The sequence below is a fragment of the Streptomyces sp. NPDC001617 genome, from assembly GCF_053596855.1.
This window is the reverse complement of record NZ_JBSFHA010000027.1, coordinates 43,345-60,623: the sequence shown is the minus strand read 5'-3', so window position 1 is coordinate 60,623 and position 17,279 is coordinate 43,345. Positions and strand designations below refer to the sequence as shown.

The 17,279-nt window shown below is 68.6% G+C and carries 15 protein-coding genes and 1 pseudogene; 7 read left to right on the top strand and 9 right to left on the bottom strand.

The window, feature by feature from the left end; genetic code table 11:
- Positions 1–66: 66 nt before the first annotated feature.
- The 5 genes and pseudogenes from ACWC09_RS21560 to ACWC09_RS21540 all read right to left on the bottom strand — a co-directional run bounded on the left by ACWC09_RS21560 (position 67) and on the right by ACWC09_RS21540 (position 3,830).
- Complete coding sequence (locus ACWC09_RS21560) at positions 67–783, bottom strand: DsbA family oxidoreductase (protein ID WP_450852176.1); 717 nt, start codon at positions 781–783, stop codon at positions 67–69.
- 68 nt (positions 784–851) lie between these two features.
- A complete protein-coding gene (locus ACWC09_RS21555) occupies positions 852–1,355 on the bottom strand; it encodes an N-acetyltransferase family protein (RefSeq protein ID WP_450852175.1) in 504 nt (167 codons plus the stop codon).
- A pseudogene (locus tag ACWC09_RS21550) lies at positions 1,352–1,630 on the bottom strand (helix-turn-helix domain-containing protein); the annotation flags it as partial. The pseudogene ACWC09_RS21550 and the gene ACWC09_RS21555, both read right to left, overlap by 4 nt.
- A 14-nt stretch (positions 1,631–1,644) precedes the next feature.
- Positions 1,645–2,253, bottom strand: a complete 609-nt coding sequence (locus tag ACWC09_RS21545) for a DUF1349 domain-containing protein (protein ID WP_450852174.1) — start codon at positions 2,251–2,253, stop codon at positions 1,645–1,647.
- A 47-nt stretch (positions 2,254–2,300) separates the two neighbouring features.
- A complete protein-coding gene (locus ACWC09_RS21540) occupies positions 2,301–3,830 on the bottom strand; it encodes an aldehyde dehydrogenase (NADP(+)) (RefSeq protein ID WP_450852173.1) in 1,530 nt (509 codons plus the stop codon).
- Between the two features lie 130 nt (positions 3,831–3,960).
- On the opposite strand from ACWC09_RS21540, the gene ACWC09_RS21535 reads away from it, so the two are divergent.
- The 3 genes from ACWC09_RS21535 (at position 3,961) to ACWC09_RS21525 (ending at position 6,752) form a co-directional block, all read left to right on the top strand.
- Positions 3,961–4,734 (top strand): IclR family transcriptional regulator, encoded by a 774-nt coding sequence (locus ACWC09_RS21535; RefSeq protein ID WP_450852172.1) that lies wholly within the window; start codon positions 3,961–3,963, stop codon positions 4,732–4,734.
- A gap of 18 nt (positions 4,735–4,752) precedes the next feature.
- On the top strand, positions 4,753–5,235 hold the full coding sequence (locus ACWC09_RS21530) for a GNAT family N-acetyltransferase (RefSeq protein WP_450852171.1): 483 nt from the start codon (positions 4,753–4,755) through the stop codon (positions 5,233–5,235).
- Positions 5,236–5,300: 65 nt separating this feature from the next.
- A complete protein-coding gene (locus ACWC09_RS21525) occupies positions 5,301–6,752 on the top strand; it encodes a peptidoglycan D,D-transpeptidase FtsI family protein (RefSeq protein ID WP_450852170.1) in 1,452 nt (483 codons plus the stop codon).
- Positions 6,753–6,762: 10 nt separating this feature from the next.
- Here the strand turns inward: ACWC09_RS21525 and ACWC09_RS21520 are convergent, their stop codons facing one another.
- A complete protein-coding gene (locus ACWC09_RS21520) occupies positions 6,763–8,214 on the bottom strand; it encodes an NCS2 family permease (RefSeq protein ID WP_450852169.1) in 1,452 nt (483 codons plus the stop codon).
- A 230-nt stretch (positions 8,215–8,444) separates the two neighbouring features.
- On the opposite strand from ACWC09_RS21520, the gene ACWC09_RS21515 reads away from it, so the two are divergent.
- The 3 genes from ACWC09_RS21515 (at position 8,445) to ACWC09_RS21505 (ending at position 11,651) form a co-directional block, all read left to right on the top strand.
- A complete protein-coding gene (locus tag ACWC09_RS21515; protein WP_450852168.1) occupies positions 8,445–9,011 on the top strand; it encodes a SigE family RNA polymerase sigma factor in 567 nt (188 codons plus the stop codon).
- Positions 9,008–9,853 carry a hypothetical protein gene (locus ACWC09_RS21510; RefSeq protein ID WP_450852167.1) on the top strand — a complete coding sequence of 282 codons (846 nt, stop codon included), beginning with the start codon at positions 9,008–9,010 and terminating at the stop codon, positions 9,851–9,853. Before ACWC09_RS21515 ends, ACWC09_RS21510 begins: the two co-directional genes overlap by 4 nt.
- A gap of 115 nt (positions 9,854–9,968) precedes the next feature.
- Complete coding sequence (locus ACWC09_RS21505; protein WP_450852166.1) at positions 9,969–11,651, top strand: rhamnogalacturonan lyase B N-terminal domain-containing protein; 1,683 nt, start codon at positions 9,969–9,971, stop codon at positions 11,649–11,651.
- A 95-nt stretch (positions 11,652–11,746) separates the two neighbouring features.
- On the opposite strand, the gene ACWC09_RS21500 is transcribed toward ACWC09_RS21505, so the two are convergent.
- Positions 11,747–12,901, bottom strand: a complete 1,155-nt coding sequence (locus ACWC09_RS21500) for a right-handed parallel beta-helix repeat-containing protein (RefSeq protein ID WP_450852165.1) — start codon at positions 12,899–12,901, stop codon at positions 11,747–11,749.
- Between the two features lie 172 nt (positions 12,902–13,073).
- Between ACWC09_RS21500 and ACWC09_RS21495 the strand changes: the two genes are divergently transcribed.
- Positions 13,074–15,194 carry a family 43 glycosylhydrolase gene (locus tag ACWC09_RS21495; RefSeq protein ID WP_450852227.1) on the top strand — a complete coding sequence of 707 codons (2,121 nt, stop codon included), beginning with the start codon at positions 13,074–13,076 and terminating at the stop codon, positions 15,192–15,194.
- Here the strand turns inward: ACWC09_RS21495 and ACWC09_RS21490 are convergent, their stop codons facing one another.
- Both ACWC09_RS21490 and ACWC09_RS21485 read right to left on the bottom strand, forming a co-directional pair.
- Entirely contained in the window at positions 15,195–15,992 is a 798-nt protein-coding gene (locus tag ACWC09_RS21490; protein ID WP_450852164.1) for an HAD family acid phosphatase, read from the bottom strand.
- Positions 15,993–16,112: 120 nt separating this feature from the next.
- Positions 16,113–17,225: a right-handed parallel beta-helix repeat-containing protein gene (locus tag ACWC09_RS21485; protein ID WP_450852163.1), complete on the bottom strand. Its 1,113-nt coding sequence runs from the start codon at positions 17,223–17,225 to the stop codon at positions 16,113–16,115.
- Positions 17,226–17,279: the final 54 nt, after the last annotated feature.

Sequence of the window (17,279 nt, the reverse complement as noted above, 5' to 3'; positions counted from 1 at the left end):
GATTTCTACGTGGTTTCACCAAGCAGCGCTTATAGATCAGCCGTGGACCGGCCCTCACCTGGGGTTTTACTGCTGCGGCACCGCACACCCGTCGGGACCGCACGCCTGGGCGCCCCCCTCGTCGAGGAGCTTGAGCGGCGAGCGCTCGCCCCATGCCTGGGTCAGCGCCTGGGCGAAGACCTCGGCGGGCTGGGCGCCGGAGACGCCGTACTTGCGGTCGAGGACGAAGAACGGCACGCCGTTCGCCCCGAGCTCGGCGGCCTCGCGCTCGTCGGCGCGGACGTCGTCGGCGTAGGCGGTGGGGTCGGCGAGGACTTTGCGGGCGTCGTCCGCGTCCAGGCCGGCGGCGACGGCCAGCTCCACCAGCCGCTCGTCGCCCTCGGAGAAGAGGGAGCGCTTCTCGGCGAAGTTGGCCTTGTAGAGGGCCTGGATCAGCGCGTCCTGCTTTCCCTGCTCCTTGGCGAGGTGGAGCAGACGGTGCATGTCGAAGGTGTTGCCGTGGTCGCGGTCACGGGTGCGGTACTCCAGGCCCTCGGCGGCGGCCTGTGCGCCCAGGTTCTCCTCGCCGGCCTGCGCCTGCGCCTCGCTCATGCCGTACTTCTTGGTGAGCATCCTGATCACCGGCTGGACGTCGCCCTTGGCGCGCCCCGGGTCCAGCTCGAAGGAGCGGTGCACCACCTCGACCTGGTCGCGGTGCGGGAAGGCGTCGAGGGCCTTCTCGAAGCGGGCCTTGCCCACGTAGCACCAGGGGCACGCTATGTCCGACCAGATCTCGACCTTCATGTTCTCTCCAGCTCGTACGGGTACGGAGGCCGCCTCCGCCAAGTGGATGAACGTTCAAGCAGCGGGGATCATTCCCCGGAGACGGAGTAGCGCAGGAGGAGGTGGTGGTCGCCCTCGGCCGGCGGGTTCTCCGGGTCGGGGATCCAGCCCTGGCGGGCGTAGAAGGCCTGGGCGCGCCGGTTGTCGACGTGCACGTCGAGGACGGCCGTACGTCTGCCGTCGGCCCGCCACTGTTCGACACAGGCGGTGTGCAGGGCCGTACCGACGCCGGATCGCCAGGCGTCGGGGTCGACGTGGAACTGGTAGAGCTTGACCGTTTCCGCGGGGGCGTCCTCCGGGGTGCGGAAGGAGGCGATGGCGACCATGCGGCCGTCCTCCACGAGGCACAGCACCTGCCCGTCCGGCCGCTCGACGGCACCCCGCCAGGCGGCGAGCCAGTCGGTGCCGTCCGCGGGGACCCCGTCCGGGTAGTACGTGGCCCGGGCGCGCGCGTGCAGTGCGGTGACGGCCTCGGCCTCGGCGGGCAGCACGGTGCGGATCACCCGGCCGCCCACGACTCGGTTACTGATCATGCAGCGGAGGACGAGCCGATGGCCTCCTCGGTTCCCAGGCGGCTGAACTGGGCCCGGTACGCGCTCGGCGTCAGACCGGTCCGGCGCACCACATGGGCGCGCAACGAGTCGGCGGTTCCGAGGCCGCAGCCGCGGGCCACCTGGTCCATGGGCAGGGTGGTGGTCTCCAGCAGCTCCTTCGCGCGCTCGATGCGCTGGTGGAGCAGCCACTGCAGCGGGCTGACACCGCTCTCGACATGGAAGCGGCGGGCGAGGGGCTTGTCGAGGTTGTGCATGAAAACAGCTGGAGTCAGTTGCCGTCCCTCAGATCCTTGGGCCAGTTCGGGCGGAACTCTATGTGGTCGTACGTCACCACACAGCCCTCGCCCATCGGCGACTGGGTCATGAAGCCGACGAGTGCCGCGTCGGCCTCCTTCTCGTCGCCCAGGGTGAACAGGCGGACGAAGATCCAGCGTTGGCCGTCACGAGAAGCGTGGAAGGCGAAGGCGCGGCCGGTGCGGCTGATCCGGAGCCATACCGAACTGCCGTCCACGGTGAAGGAGTTGGCGTCGTCGGAGTGTCCCCGGGTGACCACCGTGCAGACGGTGGGCACGTCCGGGGAGTACTCCAGACAGAGCTTGGCCCAGGCCCGCTCCCCGACATGGAGGTAGAGCACCCCCGCGTCGAAGGCCCCGGCGAAGCCGACGGTGACCCGGGCGATCAGCTGGAAGTCCCCTTCGGGCGACCCCAGCAGCCGGGGAGCGTCGGAGGCGGGCTCCAACGCCTCCCCGGTGGGCGGCACAAAACGATCCTGCCGAGGCCCGGCCCATCCGGTGAGCACACCGTCCTCGTACGACCAGTTGCCCTCGGGCCCGTAGGTGCGCAGCAGAAAAGGCAGTTCGGGAAGTTCCACGTCCATCCAGCGAGTGTGTCAGTTGCGCGTGCTCGATGCGGGTCCGGGGTCGTTCAGCGTTCGAGGCGGCCGTTGAAACGGCGCGGGAGGCCGAGCGGGTTGTCGTCCCGAAGCTCGGGCGGCAGCAACGCCTCGGGCGCACCCTGGTACACCACCGGCCGCATCCACCGCTCGATGGCCGTACCGCCGACGGAGGTCGAGGTCGACGTGGTCGCCGGGTACGGGCCCCCGTGGTGCTGGGCCGGGGCGACCGCCACACCCGTCGGCCAGCCGTTCACCAGCACACGACCGGCCAGCGGCGTCAGCTCGGCGAGGAGCTCCGCGCCCCGGCCCTCGCCGGCCGCCTCCTCCGCCGACAGGTGAACCGTCGCCGTGAGGTTGCCCGGCAGACGGGACAGCACGGACTGGACCTGGGCGTCGTCGTCGTAGCGGGCCACGACCGTCACCGGACCGAAGCACTCCTCCAGGAGCAGGTCGTACGCCCCCTCCGCGGCAAGCTTCTCCGCCGCCACCGTGAGGAACCCGGCGCTGACCGTGTGCTCACCGCCCGCCCCCGGCGTCACCGGCGACTCCACGTCCGGCAGCTCGCCGCGCTCGGCGACTCCTGCGATGAAGTTGTCGCGCATGCGGTGGTCGAGGAGCACCCCGGCGTCCGTGTCGCTCACGGCGTCGGTCAGGGACTTCACGAAGCGGTCGCCGGCCGCGCCGGCCGGGGCGAGGACCAGACCCGGCTTCACGCAGAACTGGCCGACACCCAACGTCATCGACCCGGCGAGACCGGTGCCGATCGCCTCGGCCCGCTCGGCCGCCGCGGCCTCGGTGACGACGACGGGGTTCAGGGAGCCCAGCTCGCCGTGGAAGGGGATCGGCGTGGGGCGGGCGGCGGCCGCGTCGAAGAGGGCACGGCCACCCCGTACGGAACCGGTGAAGCCGGCGGCGGCGACCAGCGGGTGCCTGACCAGCTCGACGCCCGCCTCGAAGCCGTGGACCAGGCCGATGACGCCCTCGGGGATGCCGTGCGCGGCGGCCGCCCGGCGCAGCACCTTGGCCACCAGCTCGGACAGGGCCGGGTGGTCGGGGTGGGCCTTGACGACGACCGGGCAGCCGGCGCCCAGCGCGCTCGCGGTGTCGCCGCCGGCGACCGAGAAGGCGAAGGGGAAGTTGGAGGCCGAGTAGACGGCGACGACGCCGAGGGACACCTTGTAGCGGCGCAGGTCCGGGATCGGCGGGGTCGCGGTGTCGTCGGGGTGGTTGATGATCACGTCGAGGAAGGCGCCCTCGTCGACGATGTCCGCGAAGGACCGCAACTGGAAGCAGGTGCGGGCGAGTTCGCCGTTGAGGCGGACCGGGCCGAGCGCGGTCTCCGCGTCGGCGGTCTCGACGAGCCCGTCCTTCGCCGCCTCGAGCTGCTCGGCGGCGGTGCGCAGGAAGGCCGCGCGGACCGCGCGGTCGGCGAGGGAACCGCGCGCGGCGTGCGCGGCGCGGACGGCGGCGTCCACCTCCTGGGCTGTGGCCTCCACCGCAACCTGTTCACGCTGCTTCCCGGTTCGGGGGTCGACACTCCAGACTGGTGCTGCTGCCACCGCGGGTCCCTCCAGGTATATCTGGGTCATTCACCAGGGTCGTTCGATATACTGAACGCTGTCTCTGATGATGAATATGCTGTTGGAGACTATAACTTCGGTTTCTCGTCCAACGAAGGGGTCAAGGGCGATGTCGGCAGGCGAGACAGGCGGCGGGGCACAGGTCAAGTCCGCGGTGCGGACGGTTGAACTGCTCGAATACTTCGCCGGCCGGCCCGGTATGCACTCCCTCGCCTCGGTCCAGGAGGCCGTCGGGTATCCCAAGTCCAGTCTGTACATGCTGCTGCGCACGCTGGTGGAACTGGGCTGGGTGGAGACGGACGCGACGGGCACACGGTACGGCATCGGGGTGCGGGCGCTGCTGGTCGGCACCTCGTACATCGACGGCGACGAGGTGGTCGCGGCGGCGCGGCCGACCCTGGACCGGCTGTCGGACGACACCACGGAGACCATCCACCTGGCGCGCCTGGACGGCACGAACGTCGTCTACCTGGCCACCCGCCAGTCGCAGCACTACCTGCGCCCCTTCACCCGCGTCGGCCGACGCCTCCCGGCCCACTCGACCTCCCTCGGCAAGGCGCTGCTCAGCACGTACACGGACGAGCAGGTCCGCAAGATGCTGCCCGAGACGCTGCCCGCCCTGACCGAGAACACGATCACCGACCGGGAGAAGCTGATCGAGGAGCTGCACCAGGTGCGGGATCAGGGCTTCGCGGTCGACCGCGAGGAGAACACACTGGGCCTGCGCTGCTTCGGTGTGGCGATCCCGTACCGCACTCCGGCGCGCGACGCGATCAGCTGCTCGGTGCCGGTGGCGCGGCTGACCCCCGCTCACGAACAGATGGTGAAGGACGCCCTGTTCGACGCGCGGGACCGCCTGACCCTGGCGACCAGAAGGCTCTGACTCCTAGGCTCTGGCTCCATGGATGTCGTACTCCGCGAAGTGCATGACAGCGATCTGCCGGTCTTCTTCCGCCAGATGAACGACCCCGAGGCCCTGCACATGGCCGCGTTCACGGCGAAGGACCCGGCGGACCGGGACGCCTTCGAAGCCCACTGGAAACGGATCCGGGCCTCCCAGGACGTGATCCGCACGGTCCTGGCGGAAGGGGACGTGGTGGGCAGCGCCGCGGTCTACGGCGAACCGGGCGAGCGCGAGGTGACGTACTGGATCGACCGCGCGTACTGGGGTCGGGGTGTCGCCACGGCGGCCCTGCGGGTGCTGCTGGCCGAGGTCCCGGAACGCCCGCTGTACGCCCGCGCGGCCGCGGACAACGCGGCGTCACAGCGGGTCCTGGAGAAGTGCGGCTTTAGGCTGACGGCCCGGGCGACGGGGTTCGCGAACGCGCGGGGCGAGGAGATCGACGAGGTCGTGATGACGCTGGAGGAACCGCCGGGTTCCTGAACGCCCGATGAGAAAACCGGGCGTACGGGAACGACTGCACCCACCTGATCGTCTTCCTGTTCGGGATGAACAAGACGATCAGGCGGACCTCCGTCTTCGTGCTGCTGCTCGTGTTCGCTCTGCTGATCAGGGCGACCTGGGTGCAGTTCTACGACGGCAAGGCCCTAGCGGACGACAAGGACAACCGGCGCAACGCGATCCAGACGTACGCGGAGCCGCTCGGGAACATCATCGTGGCCGGCGAGTCGATCACCGGTTCGGCGCGCACGACCGGTGGTGACCTCAAGTACAAGCGCACGTACAAGGACGGCAAGCTGTACGCGGCGGTGACGGGCTACGCCTCGCAGGCCTACGCGCCCACCCAGCTGGAGGGCATCTACCAGGACCTGCTCAACGGCACGGACAGCAAGCTGAAGACCGTGATGGACACGGTCACCGACCAGCGTGCCGACCCGGGCAACGTGGTCACCACGATCGACCCGGCCGTGCAGAAGGCCGCGTACGACGCGCTCGGCGACAAGAAGGGCGCGGCGGTCGCGATCGACCCGGCGACCGGCAGGATCCTCGCGGTCGTGTCGACACCGTCGTACGACCCGACGTCGCTGACGGACGCCAACACCGCGGCGACGGCCTGGAAGAAGCTCAACGCCGACTCGGACAAGCCGCTCACCAACCGCGCGCTGCGCCAGCCGCTGCCGCCGGGGTCGACGTTCAAGCTGGTCGTGGCGGCGGCCGCGCTGGAGGACGGCCTGTACTCGTCGGTGGACGAGAAGACGAAGAGCCCGGACCCGTACACCCTGCCGGGCACCACCCGTGACCTCTCCAACGAGAACCCGAACGCCCCGTGCGAGAACGCCACGATCCGCACGGCGCTCGAGTACTCCTGCAACAACGTCTTCGCGAAGATGGCCGTCGACCTGGGCCAGGACAAGGTGAAGGCGATGGCCGAGAAGTTCGGCTTCAACGACACCCGGCAGGACGTGCCGGTCCGGGCCTTCACCAGCGTCTACCCGTCCGACATGGACAGGTCGTCCACGGCCCTGACGGGCATCGGCCAGTACGACGTCACGGCGACCCCGCTCCAGATGGCCATGGTCTCCGCCGCCCTGGCCAACGGCGGCAAGCTGGTCTCCCCGCATATGGTCTCGCAGATCACCGACAGCGGCGGCGACGTCCTGAAGAACTACGACGACAGCACGAGCACGCGGCAGATCGTCGGCTCCGCCACGGCGGAGCAACTCCAGTCGGCCATGCAGACGGTGGTCGAGAAGGGCACCGGCACGAACGCCAGGATCAGCGGGGTGACGGTGGGCGGCAAGACCGGCACCGCCCAGCACGGCGAGAACAACAGCCAGACGCCGTACGCCTGGTTCACGTCCTACGGGAAGGCGGGCGGCAAGGAGGTCGCCGTGGCGGTGGTGGTGGAGCAGTCGGACGCGGCACGCTCGGAGGTCAGTGGAAACGGGCTGGCCGCCCCCGTGGCCAAGGCCGTGATGGAGGCGGCTCTCAAGAACTGAGTCCCGTCGTCTACTTCACGCCGAGGATCTGCTCCACGGGATCGATCGCGAAGTACACCAGGAACAGCGCCGAAACCCCCCACAGCAGCCAGTGCACCTCCTTGGCCTTGCCGAGAACCGTCTTGATCACCACGTAGGCCACGAACCCCGCCCCGATACCGTCGGTGATCGAGTACGTGAACGGCATCGCGGCGATGGTCAGGAACGCCGGGATCGCGATCTCGTACTTGTCCCAGTCGATGTGCTTGACATGGGTCATCATCAGGAAGCCCACGGCGATCAACGCAGGCGCCGCAGCCTGCAGCGGCACGATGGTCAGCAGCGGGGTCAGGAAGAGCGCGAGCCCGAACAGCCCACCGGTGATCAGGTTGGCGAAGCCGGTGCGCGCGCCCTCCCCCACGCCCGCCGCCGACTCGATGTACGCGGTGTTGGAGGAGGCGGACCCGAGGCCGCCGGCCACCGCCGCCGCGCCGTCGATGAACAGCACGCGTCCGATCCCGGGCACCTGCCCCTGCTCGTCCAGCAGCCCGGCCTCCGCGCTGATGCCCACGATCGTGCCCATGGCGTCGAAGAAGTCCGACAGGATCAGGGTGAACACCAGCAGGACGGCGGTGAGGATGCCGGCCTTCGCGAAGCCGCCGAACAGGCTGAAGTGACCGACGAGTCCGAAGTCGGGGGTGGCGACGATCTTGTCCGGCACCTTCGGGGTCGTCAGGCCCCAGCTCTTGATGTCGGCGACGGCGTCGATGATGATCGCGACGATCGTCATGGTCACGATGCTGATCAGGATCGCGCCCTTCACCTTGCGCGCGAGCAGCGCGATGGTGAGCAGCACGCCGAGACAGAACACCAGCACCGGCCACCCGGTCAGATGCCCGACCGCACCCAGCTGCACCGGCACGGTGGTCTCCGCGGCGTCCGGTATACGGCTGACGAACCCGGCGTCCACGAACCCGATGAACGCGATGAACAGACCGATGCCGACGCCGATCGCCTGCTTGAGCTGATGCGGAATCGCGTCCATGATCGCTTTCCGCAGCCCGGTGACGACCAGGACGCAGATCAACAGGCCTTCCAGGACGACCAGTCCCATCGCGTCGTCCCAGCTCATCAGCGGCGCGAGCTGGAAGGCGACGACGGCGTTGAGACCGAGGCCGGCGGCGATGGCGAGCGGGAGGTTGCCGCCGACGCCCATGATGATCGTCATCACACAGGCCACCAGGGCGGTGGCGGTGACGAGTTGACCCGTGTCGAGCGAATGCCCGAACTTGTCCTTGGCGCTTCCGAGAATGATGGGATTCAGGACAAGGATGTAGGCCATCGTGAAGAACGTGGCGAAGCCGCCGCGTATCTCCCGGCCGAAGCTGGATCCCCGCTCGGAGATCCTGAAGAACCGGTCGACGCTGTTGGCCGCCGGTGGCGCGGCACTTGGCCGGTCGGTGGCCTTCTTGGTGTCGGACATGGCGGGTGCTCCTAGGTGCCTGATCGATCGTGTGCGGATGCTGGCTGGATTGTCCCCGCGTTGAACGCGTTTCAGGTTTTCTCCGTGTTACGGAAACAGTCGACCGTCACACCATGTTCGAAGGCCCGTACGAGGGCAAGACGTTGATCACTGCTACGCTTCCGGATCTCGTCCGGGCCACCTCCGGATGATCACATGTCATCTACATGACACTCACAGAGAGGTCGCCCGTGGGCACAGTCGTCGACGACGCAGCCTCCGTGGAGTTCCATGCCTTCTTCGAACGGCACTACACCGAACTGTCCCGTCTCGCCCACCTGTTGACCGGCGAGGCCGACGCCGCCGACGACCTGGCGGCGGACGCGCTGCTCGCCCTGTGGCACCGCTGGGACCGGGTGCGCGCCGCCGACCACCCGGTCGCCTACGCCCGTGGCGTCGTCGCCAACCTCGCCCGCACCCGCATCCGCAGCGCCGTGCGTGAGCGCCGGCGGATCTCGCTGTTCTGGTCGCAGCGCGAGGAGAAGGCGGAGAACCCCGACATAGCGGGCGTCGTGGATGTCCAGGAGGCGCTGCGCAGGCTACCGTTCCGGAAACGGGCGTGCGTCGTGCTGCGGCATGCCTTCGATCTCTCCGAGAAGGACACGGCTCTCGCCCTGGGTGTCTCCGTGGGTACGGTTAAGTCCCAGACGTCCAAGGGTATGGCCGAGTTGCAGAAGATCCTCGGCTCCCAGGGTGTCCCACACAGGGTGCACGCGGTGATGGCGCGTGGCGGCGAGACCGGAGGAACGGCGCGATGAGGCAGCAGGAGGTGCACGACGAGCTGCGCGCCCGGCTGCACGAGGCGGCCGAGGCGCACGAGCCGGACCGGGCCCGCATCCTGGCGCGGATCGAGCGGGGCATGAACCCCGAGTCGGACCGCCCCGGTCACCGGTCGACGCGGCCTCCGGTGTGGGGCTGGGCGCGGGTGGTGGGTGCCACGGCCGCGGTCGCGGGCATGCTCGCGGTCGGCGGCTACGCGGTGGCGTCCGCGGTGAAGAAGGACGACACACCGCAGCAGCAGACCGTCGCGGTCTCGCCGACGCCCACGCCGTCGCCGGACGCGACGAGCCGGGCACCGAAACCGCCGGTGAACACGGCCCCGAACCGGGCGCCGGAGACCCACGGACCGAGCAGCACCCCGTCCGCGGCGCAGCCCTCCGCCTCCGTACTGCCGTCCGCGGACGCCGAGACGGACGGCCCGCTGTGGTCGGACGGCTCGGTCGACCCGCACAGCAACGACTTCTGGGCGCAGAGCAACCTCACCGTCAAGACCAGTGCCCAACTCACCGCCCTCACCGTGCAGTTGAAGATCGCCCAGACCGGCGGCGTCAGCAACGCGGGCGCCTGGCGGTCGTTGCCGGAGCAGGACTTCGACCTCACCGTCGGCGAGCAGGACGGCTTCCTGGTCTACACATGGACGCTCAAGGCGGGCCGTACGGTCGCCAAGGGCCAGTGGGTGTTCGCCGGGCAGTACAACCACCAGCGCGGCGGCCGCGACGCCAAGGACGACAGCTACACGATCAAGGCCACGGCGGACGGCAGGCAGCGCACGGTGGGCGGCGACTTCGCGGCCCATGCGGACGACGAGGGCGACTCGTAGGAAATTTCCGCCGAGGGGCGGCAACTCTTTCGCTCGGCTGCGGCAACCAGGAAGTGCAGGACCCCCTCTTCCCCAGCAGCTGAGTGAACAATCAAGTACGACAGGATCCCGCCCCTTGAGCACGCACAAGAGACACCTCACGCGCCGACGGGTGCTCGGGGCCTCCGCGATCGGAGTCGCCGCCACCGGCGCCGCCGTCGCGGGTGGCACCGGCCTCCTCGCCTCCGCGTCCGCCGCGGCCTTCGGCTACAAGGACGACGGCAAGAACTATGTCGTCGACACCGGCTCCTCCCTCGTCTTCAAGGTCTCGAAGACGAACGGCGACCTCACGTCCCTGGCCTACAAGGGCAAGGAGTACGAGGGCTACGGCGGCAAGCACTCACACGTCGAGTCGGGCCTCGGCGCCTCCACGGTCACCGTCAAGCAGTCCGGCTCGACGATCCTGATCAAGGTGGTCCACGGCCCGATCACCCAGTGGTACGCGGCCCGCAGCGGCCAGAACAACGTCTACCTGTGGACGAACAAGGCGGACGCGTCCTTCACGGCCACCCGCTACATCGTCCGCCTCAAGCCCGGCATGTTCCCCAACACCGGCTCGGACGCCTGGGACTCGACGCGGGACAAGATCATCGAGGCGGGGGACGTCTGGCAGAGCCCGGACGGCACGACCCACTCCAAGCACTACTCGGGCAAGCGGACCATCGACTACGACTACGTCGGCTTCACCACGGGCTCGGTCGGCCTGTGGCTGGTCCGCTCCAACCACGAGAAGGCGTCCGGCGGCCCCTTCTACCGCTCCCTCCTCCGGCACTCCAACGAGGGCGGCGCGGGCCTCTACGAGATCCTGCACTACAACGAGGCCCAGACCGAGGCGGAACGTTTCGGCCTGCAGGGCCCGTACGTCATCGCCTTCACCGACGGCGGTACGCCCTCCCGTTCGCTCTTCCAGGCCAACCTCGACACCTCCTGGGCCGACGGCCTCGGCATCACCGGCCGGGTCGGCACGGCGGGCCGCGGCAAGGTCGCCGGCGTCGGACTGAAGGGCATGGACGCCAAGTACGCCTACACGGTGGGCTTCGCCAACGCGGACGCGCAGTACTGGGCGAAGGCGGCGGCCGGCACCGGTGCGTTCTCCTGCAAGGGGATGCTCCCGGGGACGTACACCCTCACCGTCCACAAGAACGAACTGGCCGTCCACACCGAGTCGGTGAAGGTCACGGCGGGCGCTACCACGACCCTGCACACCCTCGCCCTCACCGGCGACCCCTCCGCCGCGGCCACCGTCTGGCGGCTCGGCGACTGGGACGGCACTCCGGGTGAGTTCAAGAACGCCAAGCTGATGACGTACGCGCATCCGTCCGACGGCCGTGCGGCCAAGTGGAGCGGCAACGTCACGATCGGCAGCGGCAGCGAGGCGGCGTCCTTCCCGGCGTACATCTGGAAGGACGTCAACAACGGCATCCTGGTCTACTTCAAGCTGACCAAGGCGCAGGCGGCGGCAGCGCACACACTGCGGGTCGGGGTGACCGACGCGTTCGCGAGCGGGCGGCCCCGGGTGACGGTGAACGACTGGGTATCGACAATCCCCACCGCACCCACACAGCCCTCAACACGTTCCCTCACCACAGGGTCGTATCGTGGAAACAACCACACCTTCACTTTCAGCGTCCCTAGTAGTGCGTGGAAGACCGACACCTCGCAGTACAACGTCCTGAAGATCGACATCGTGAGCGGTTCGGGCGGCAGTGCCTTCCTCAGCGCGGGCACGTCGTTCGACTGCATGGACCTGCTGACCTGAGCCCCCCTCGGTCAGCAGCAGCCGGTCAGAGCCCCCCTCGGCCGGCACCAACGCCCCCGCCGGTGACGACCGGCGGGGGCGTTTCATGTCCTTCGTCAGTTCATGGTGGAGCCGATGGCGGTGGACCCCGTGGTGAGGAAGGTGGTGGCCGGGAGCGAGCCGTCCGACGTCCGGGCGCCGTAAGCGGTCGTCGCGTCCGTCGACTTGAAGCCCGGTGTGCTCACCCCGCTGTCCCAGTTGTTCGCGGCGGAGACGACCTTCGAACTCACCTTGTCCAGGCCGCCCTTGTTGCTCACCGCCAGGTTCCGCGCCAACCGGGCCTTGCCGGTGGCGAAGTAGAACCCCGTCTGGGCGTTGGAGTACGCGGTGTTGCGGTTCAGGACGATGGCGCCCGTGTTGGAGTTCTCGGTGAACCCGTTCAGCGTGTTGTCCCAGGCCGCGTTGTTGTTGACGACATGCGCGACGGCGACACCCCCGCCGCCCAGCTTGAAGCCGTTGCCGTTCCCCTCGAACGCCGAGTCGCCCCAGCGGTTCTTGCCGTTGCCGAACGCCCAGCTGTGCTCGATGGTGACCGGCGAGGAGAACTGCCAGAGGTCGAGGCCGTCGTCGGAGTTGTTGTAGAGGCGGGCGCCGGTGACCTTGTTGCCCGTTCCCGAGCCGAACTTGATGGCGATGCCGTCGGCGTTCTGGCCGTGCCCGGCGGGGTCGTAGTTGCCGTAACTGTCCAGGTTCTGGACGAGGTTGTTCACCGTGTTGTCCCCGCGCAGCGTGAACCCGGAGTCGCCGTTGTTCGCGGTGACGAGGTTCTTGAAGACCCCGCCGGTCGACGACGTGACCACGAATCCCTGGGCCGGCGAGTTCTGGAACGTGAGGTTCTGGACGGTCCAGTAGCTGCCGTAGATGCCGGTGAGCCAGGAGCCGGCGGGCAGCTTGGAGCCGTCGATCCGCACCTTCTCGCTGCCGTAGGCCTGGAGCGTGATGCGGTTCGAACTGGTGCCGCCGGCCGTGGACTTGAGGGTGGCCGTCGGATAGTACGTGCCGCCGCGGACCTGGATGACGCTGCCGGCGGCGGCGCTCTTGACGGCCGACTCCAGCTGGGCCGTGGTGGACACGGTGACCGTCGTCGTCGCGGCCTGCGCACCGCCGTTGGAGAGGCCGAGGTAGACGCCGCCGGCCCCGGCGGAGACGGCCACCGCTGCGGCGATCGAGAGCGTGCGCGTCCGGCGGTGGCGTCCGGTGCTGAGTGGCACTGGGCGTTCCTTTCTGTGTCAATTGGATCACCTCCGGGGCACGCCCCTTCGGTGGGGTGAAGCTACGCAGTCCAGTTGCCACCGTGGCCGGAAGAGGTTGCCGGTGCGGGCGAAAATCTCGCAACTTTCGCCCCTCGCGCCTTCCAACAGAATCCCCCACACTTCTACAGGACTGCCCAGGACCGCCCCGTCAGGAGCCTCGCCCGTGAACCACCCCCAGTACACCGGCTATCTCTTCGCCTACTTCACGGGCGAGGCCACCGCCGACGGCGAACAGATCCGCTACGCCCTCAGCCGCGGCGACGACCCGCTGCACTGGCGCGAGCTGAACCAGGGCAGGCCCGTCCTGACGTCGACGATCGGCGAGCAGGGCCTGCGGGACCCGTTCCTGATCCGCTCCCCCGAGGGCGACAGGTTCTTCCTGATCGCCACCGATCTGCGCATGTACGAGAACAGCAGCGGCAGTTGGGACGAAGTCCAGCGGCACGGCAGCAGGTCGATCATGATCTGGGAGTCGGCCGACCTGGTCCACTGGAGCGACCAGCGGCTGGTCGAGGTCGCACCGGCCGACGCGGGCAACGCCTGGGCACCGGAGGCCTGTTACGACCCCGACCTCGGGGCGTACGTCGTCTTCTGGGCGTCGAAGCTGCACGGATCGACGTACAACACGATGCTGTACGCCACCACGGAGGACTTCCGCACCTTCAGCGAGCCGCAGCTGTGGAACGACCCCGGCCACTCGGTCATCGACTCGACGGTCGTGCGGCACGAAGGCACCTACTACCGCTTCACCAAGGACGAGCGGGACCCGGACTCCGGCTCCCCGTACGCCAAGTTCATCACCGTGGAGAAGTCGACGCGCCTGACCTCGACCACGTACGCATTCCTCGCGGAGGGCATCGGCAGCGGCACGACGGAGCACGGCGAGGGACCGGTGGTGTTCAAGTCCAACACCGGTGACAAGTGGTACCTGTTCATCGACGAGTACGGCGGCCGCGGCTACGTCCCCTTCGAGACCACCGACCTCGAATCGGGCCGGTGGACCGCGTGCACCGCCCATCAGCTCCCGGCAAGTCCCCGGCACGGCACGGTACTTCCGGTGACGCGGGAGGAGTACGACCGCCTGCTGGCCGCGTATCCGGCGACACCCGCCTCGGTCATCGACGTGACGGCGGCGGACCAGAGGGGATACGCGATCGTCACGGAGGCCTCGTCGAAGGTCGTCCTGCCGATGGAGCCGGACGCCGACCTCTCGCGGCTCGCGCCGGAGATCCGGGCGGGCGAAGGTGCCACGCTCAGCCCCGCGTCCGGCACGCCCCGCGACTTCCGGGAGCCGCGGACGTACACGGTGACGGCCGCCGACGGCACGAGCCGCATCTGGACCGTCGAGGCGGTGCGCACCGGCAGTCCCACTCTCCCCGGGTTGCACGCCGACCCGGACGTGCGCTTCCTCGACGGCGAGTTCTGGATCTACCCGACGTCGGACGGCTTCCCGGGCTGGGGCGGGACGCACTTCAAGGCGTACTCCTCGAAGGATCTGGTCCACTGGACGGACCACGGGGTCGTCCTCGACCTCCCCACCGAGGTGAGCTGGGCCGACCGGTACGCGTGGGCTCCGGCGATCGCCGAGCGGGACGGCAGGTACTACCTCTACTTCTGCGCCGAGCAGCAGATCGGCGTGGCGGTGGCGGACTCCCCGGCCGGGCCCTTCAAGGACGCGCTGGGCCGGCCGCTGGTCGCGAAGGACGCCTACAGCGGCCAGATGATCGACCCCGCCGTCTTCACGGACGACGACGGGACGTCGTATCTCTACTGGGGCAACATGCGCGGATATGTGGTGCCGTTGGGCGAGGACATGGTGTCGTTCGACGCAGGCGCGGTGCGGGACATCACCCCGGAGAACTTCCGCGAGGCGTTCTTCGTGGTGAAGCGGCACGGCACGTACTACCTGATGTGGTCCGAGGACGACACCCGCAGCGAGGACTACCACGTCGCCCACGCGACGGGACCGTCCCCGCTCGGTCCGTGGACCGAGCGGGGAACGATCCTGTCGAAGCGTCCCGAGTACGGCGTCCTCGGCACCGGCCACCACGCCGTGGTGAACGTGCCCGGCACCGACGACTGGTACGTCGTCTACCATCGCTTCGCCCTGAACGGGCCCGGAAGGCCCGGCGGCGACGGCATGCACCGGGAGACCACCGTCGACCGGCTGTGGTTCGCCGCGGACGGTACCCTTCAGCCGGTCGTACCGACCCTGGAGTCGATCAGGCCGGTCAAAGCGGTCGAGGACTGATCAGCTGACGAAGTACGTCGGGTTCGGGAGCTTGAACGTCTTGTCGGCGTAGCCGCCGTCCAGGTCCGAGTACTGGTCGCCGAAGTTGGCGACGATCTCGTACCCGAGGTCGTCCTCGATGTGCTTGCGCGTGCCGGACTTGTACTGCACGGTCGTGCAGGTCCAGGTGCCCGGGGTGGCGCAGGCGCTCAGGTAGGCCGGGGGGTTGGCCTTGTCCTTGAGGAACATGTGGTCGGCGTCGAGGTTCACATCGGCGCCGATCTTCTTCAGGTTCTCGACCGCGGCGGTGCGCTGTGCCTCGCTCAGACCGGAGTTGTAGAAGACCTCGACGCCCTTGGACTCGGCGTACTGGACCAGCTCGGCGGTGCCGAAGACGCCGGGGCGTTCGGCCTTGTTCACGTAGTCGGCCCAAGTGGTCGGGTTGTACGTGTAGTTGTAGCGCTTCTCGTAGTCGAGGCTGAGCAGCAGCGTGTCGTCGATGTCGAAGACGACCGCGGGCTTCTCGCCCCGGTGGTGGGCCTTGCGGGCCGCCTGGTCGATCTGCTTTCTGGCGACGGCGTCGATACGCGCCAGGTCCTGGGCGTACGGGCTGTCCGGAGACGCCTGGTACACGCCGTTGGCGTCCGCCGTGGTGCCGTAGTAGGTGTCGATGTCCTTCACCAGGAGCCCGATGTTGTACGGCTCATGAGTGGAGTTGGCCGTGGACTGGCCGGCCGTGGCCGCACCGGCGCCGTAGAGAGCGGCACCGGTGACGGCACACGCTGCGGCGATCGCCGCGATACGCAGTGGCTTATGCATGACAGGTTTCTACGCGCGTCACACCCTCGGGCGCGAGACCCGTTGCCCGATCGATATCTCTTCGGCGGGCAAAAAACGGGTCAAGCGCCTTGGATGGAGTGATTCCGCTTCCTGGCGGGGTCAGTTCATGGTCGCCCCGATGGTCGTGCTGCCGGTGGTGAGGAAGGTCGTCGCGGGCAGGGAGCCGTCGGACTGACGGGCGTTGTACGTCGTCGTCGCGTCCGTCGACTTGAAGGCGGGTGTGCTGATGCCGCTGTCCCAGTTGTTGCCGGCCGAGGTGACCGAGGAGCCCTTGATCACCGAGCCGCTGCCGTTGCTGACGGCGAGGTTCTTGCCGAGCTTGGCGGAGCTGGTGGCGAAGTAGTAGCCCCACTTGGAGTTGGCGTAGGCGGTGGTGCGGTTGATGACGATCGAGCCGGTGTTGGAGTTCTCGGTGAAGCCGTTGCCGGCGTTGCCCCACGCGGCGGAGTTGTTGACGACGTGAGCGACCGTCACCCCGTTGCCGCCCAGCTTGAAGCCGTTGCCGTTGCCCTCGAAGGCGGAGTCGCCCCACCGGTTGACGCCGTTGCCGAAGGACCAGGTGTGCTCGATGGTGACCGGGGAGGAGAACGACCAGAGGTCGATGCCGTCGTCCGAGTTGTTGTACAGGCGGGCGCCGGTGACCAGGTTGCCGGTGCCCGAGCCGAACTTGATGGCGACCCCGTCGGCGTTCTGGCCGTGCTCGGCGGCGTCGTAGTTGCCGTACGAGTCCAGGTTCTTGACCGTGTTGTTCACGGTCCCGTCGCCGGTGAGCGTGAAGCCGGAGTCGCCGCCGTTGATGGTCTTGATGTTGTTCCAGTTCGTCCCGGTGCAGGACTGGCAGACGACCGCGCTGTCCGGGGAGTTCTGGAAGGTGATGTTGGAGACGTTCCAGTAGTCGGCCGTGAGCTTGAAGATCCAGGAGCCGGAGGGCAGCGAGGACCCGTCGATCTTCACGGTCTCCGAGCCGTACGCGGTGAGCGTGATCGGCGAGGACGAGGTGCCGTTGGCCGTCGACTGCAGGGTGGCCGTCGGGTAGTAGGTGCCGCCGCGGACCTGGATGACCGTGCCGGCGGTGGCGTTCTTGATGGCGTTGGACAGGTCGGTCGAGTTGCTGACGACCACGGTCGCGGCCTGCGCCTGGGTGGGGAGGACAGCGAGGCCGGCGCCCATCAGGACGGCCGACAGGGCGGTGAGAGCGGTACGACGAGACATAGGAGTGCGGTCCTTTCGTCGTTCTGTGGTGGGGATGGAGAGGGGGATGGGGAC

Bases quoted from the DNA above. Each gene is read 5' to 3' on its own strand.
- ACWC09_RS21535 (WP_450852172.1), top strand. From the start codon at position 3,961: ATGTCGGCAGGCGAGACAGGCGGCGGGGCACAGGTCAAGTCCGCGGTG.
- ACWC09_RS21545 (WP_450852174.1), bottom strand. From the start codon at position 2,253: ATGGACGTGGAACTTCCCGAACTGCCTTTTCTGCTGCGCACCTACGGG.
- ACWC09_RS21525 (WP_450852170.1), top strand. From the start codon at position 5,301: ATGAACAAGACGATCAGGCGGACCTCCGTCTTCGTGCTGCTGCTCGTG.
- ACWC09_RS21555 (WP_450852175.1), bottom strand. From the start codon at position 1,355: ATGATCAGTAACCGAGTCGTGGGCGGCCGGGTGATCCGCACCGTGCTG.
- ACWC09_RS21490 (WP_450852164.1), bottom strand. From the start codon at position 15,992: ATGCATAAGCCACTGCGTATCGCGGCGATCGCCGCAGCGTGTGCCGTC.
- ACWC09_RS21520 (WP_450852169.1), bottom strand. From the start codon at position 8,214: ATGTCCGACACCAAGAAGGCCACCGACCGGCCAAGTGCCGCGCCACCG.
- ACWC09_RS21485 (WP_450852163.1), bottom strand. From the start codon at position 17,225: ATGTCTCGTCGTACCGCTCTCACCGCCCTGTCGGCCGTCCTGATGGGC.
- ACWC09_RS21530 (WP_450852171.1), top strand. From the start codon at position 4,753: ATGGATGTCGTACTCCGCGAAGTGCATGACAGCGATCTGCCGGTCTTC.
- ACWC09_RS21510 (WP_450852167.1), top strand. From the start codon at position 9,008: ATGAGGCAGCAGGAGGTGCACGACGAGCTGCGCGCCCGGCTGCACGAG.
- ACWC09_RS21560 (WP_450852176.1), bottom strand. From the start codon at position 783: ATGAAGGTCGAGATCTGGTCGGACATAGCGTGCCCCTGGTGCTACGTG.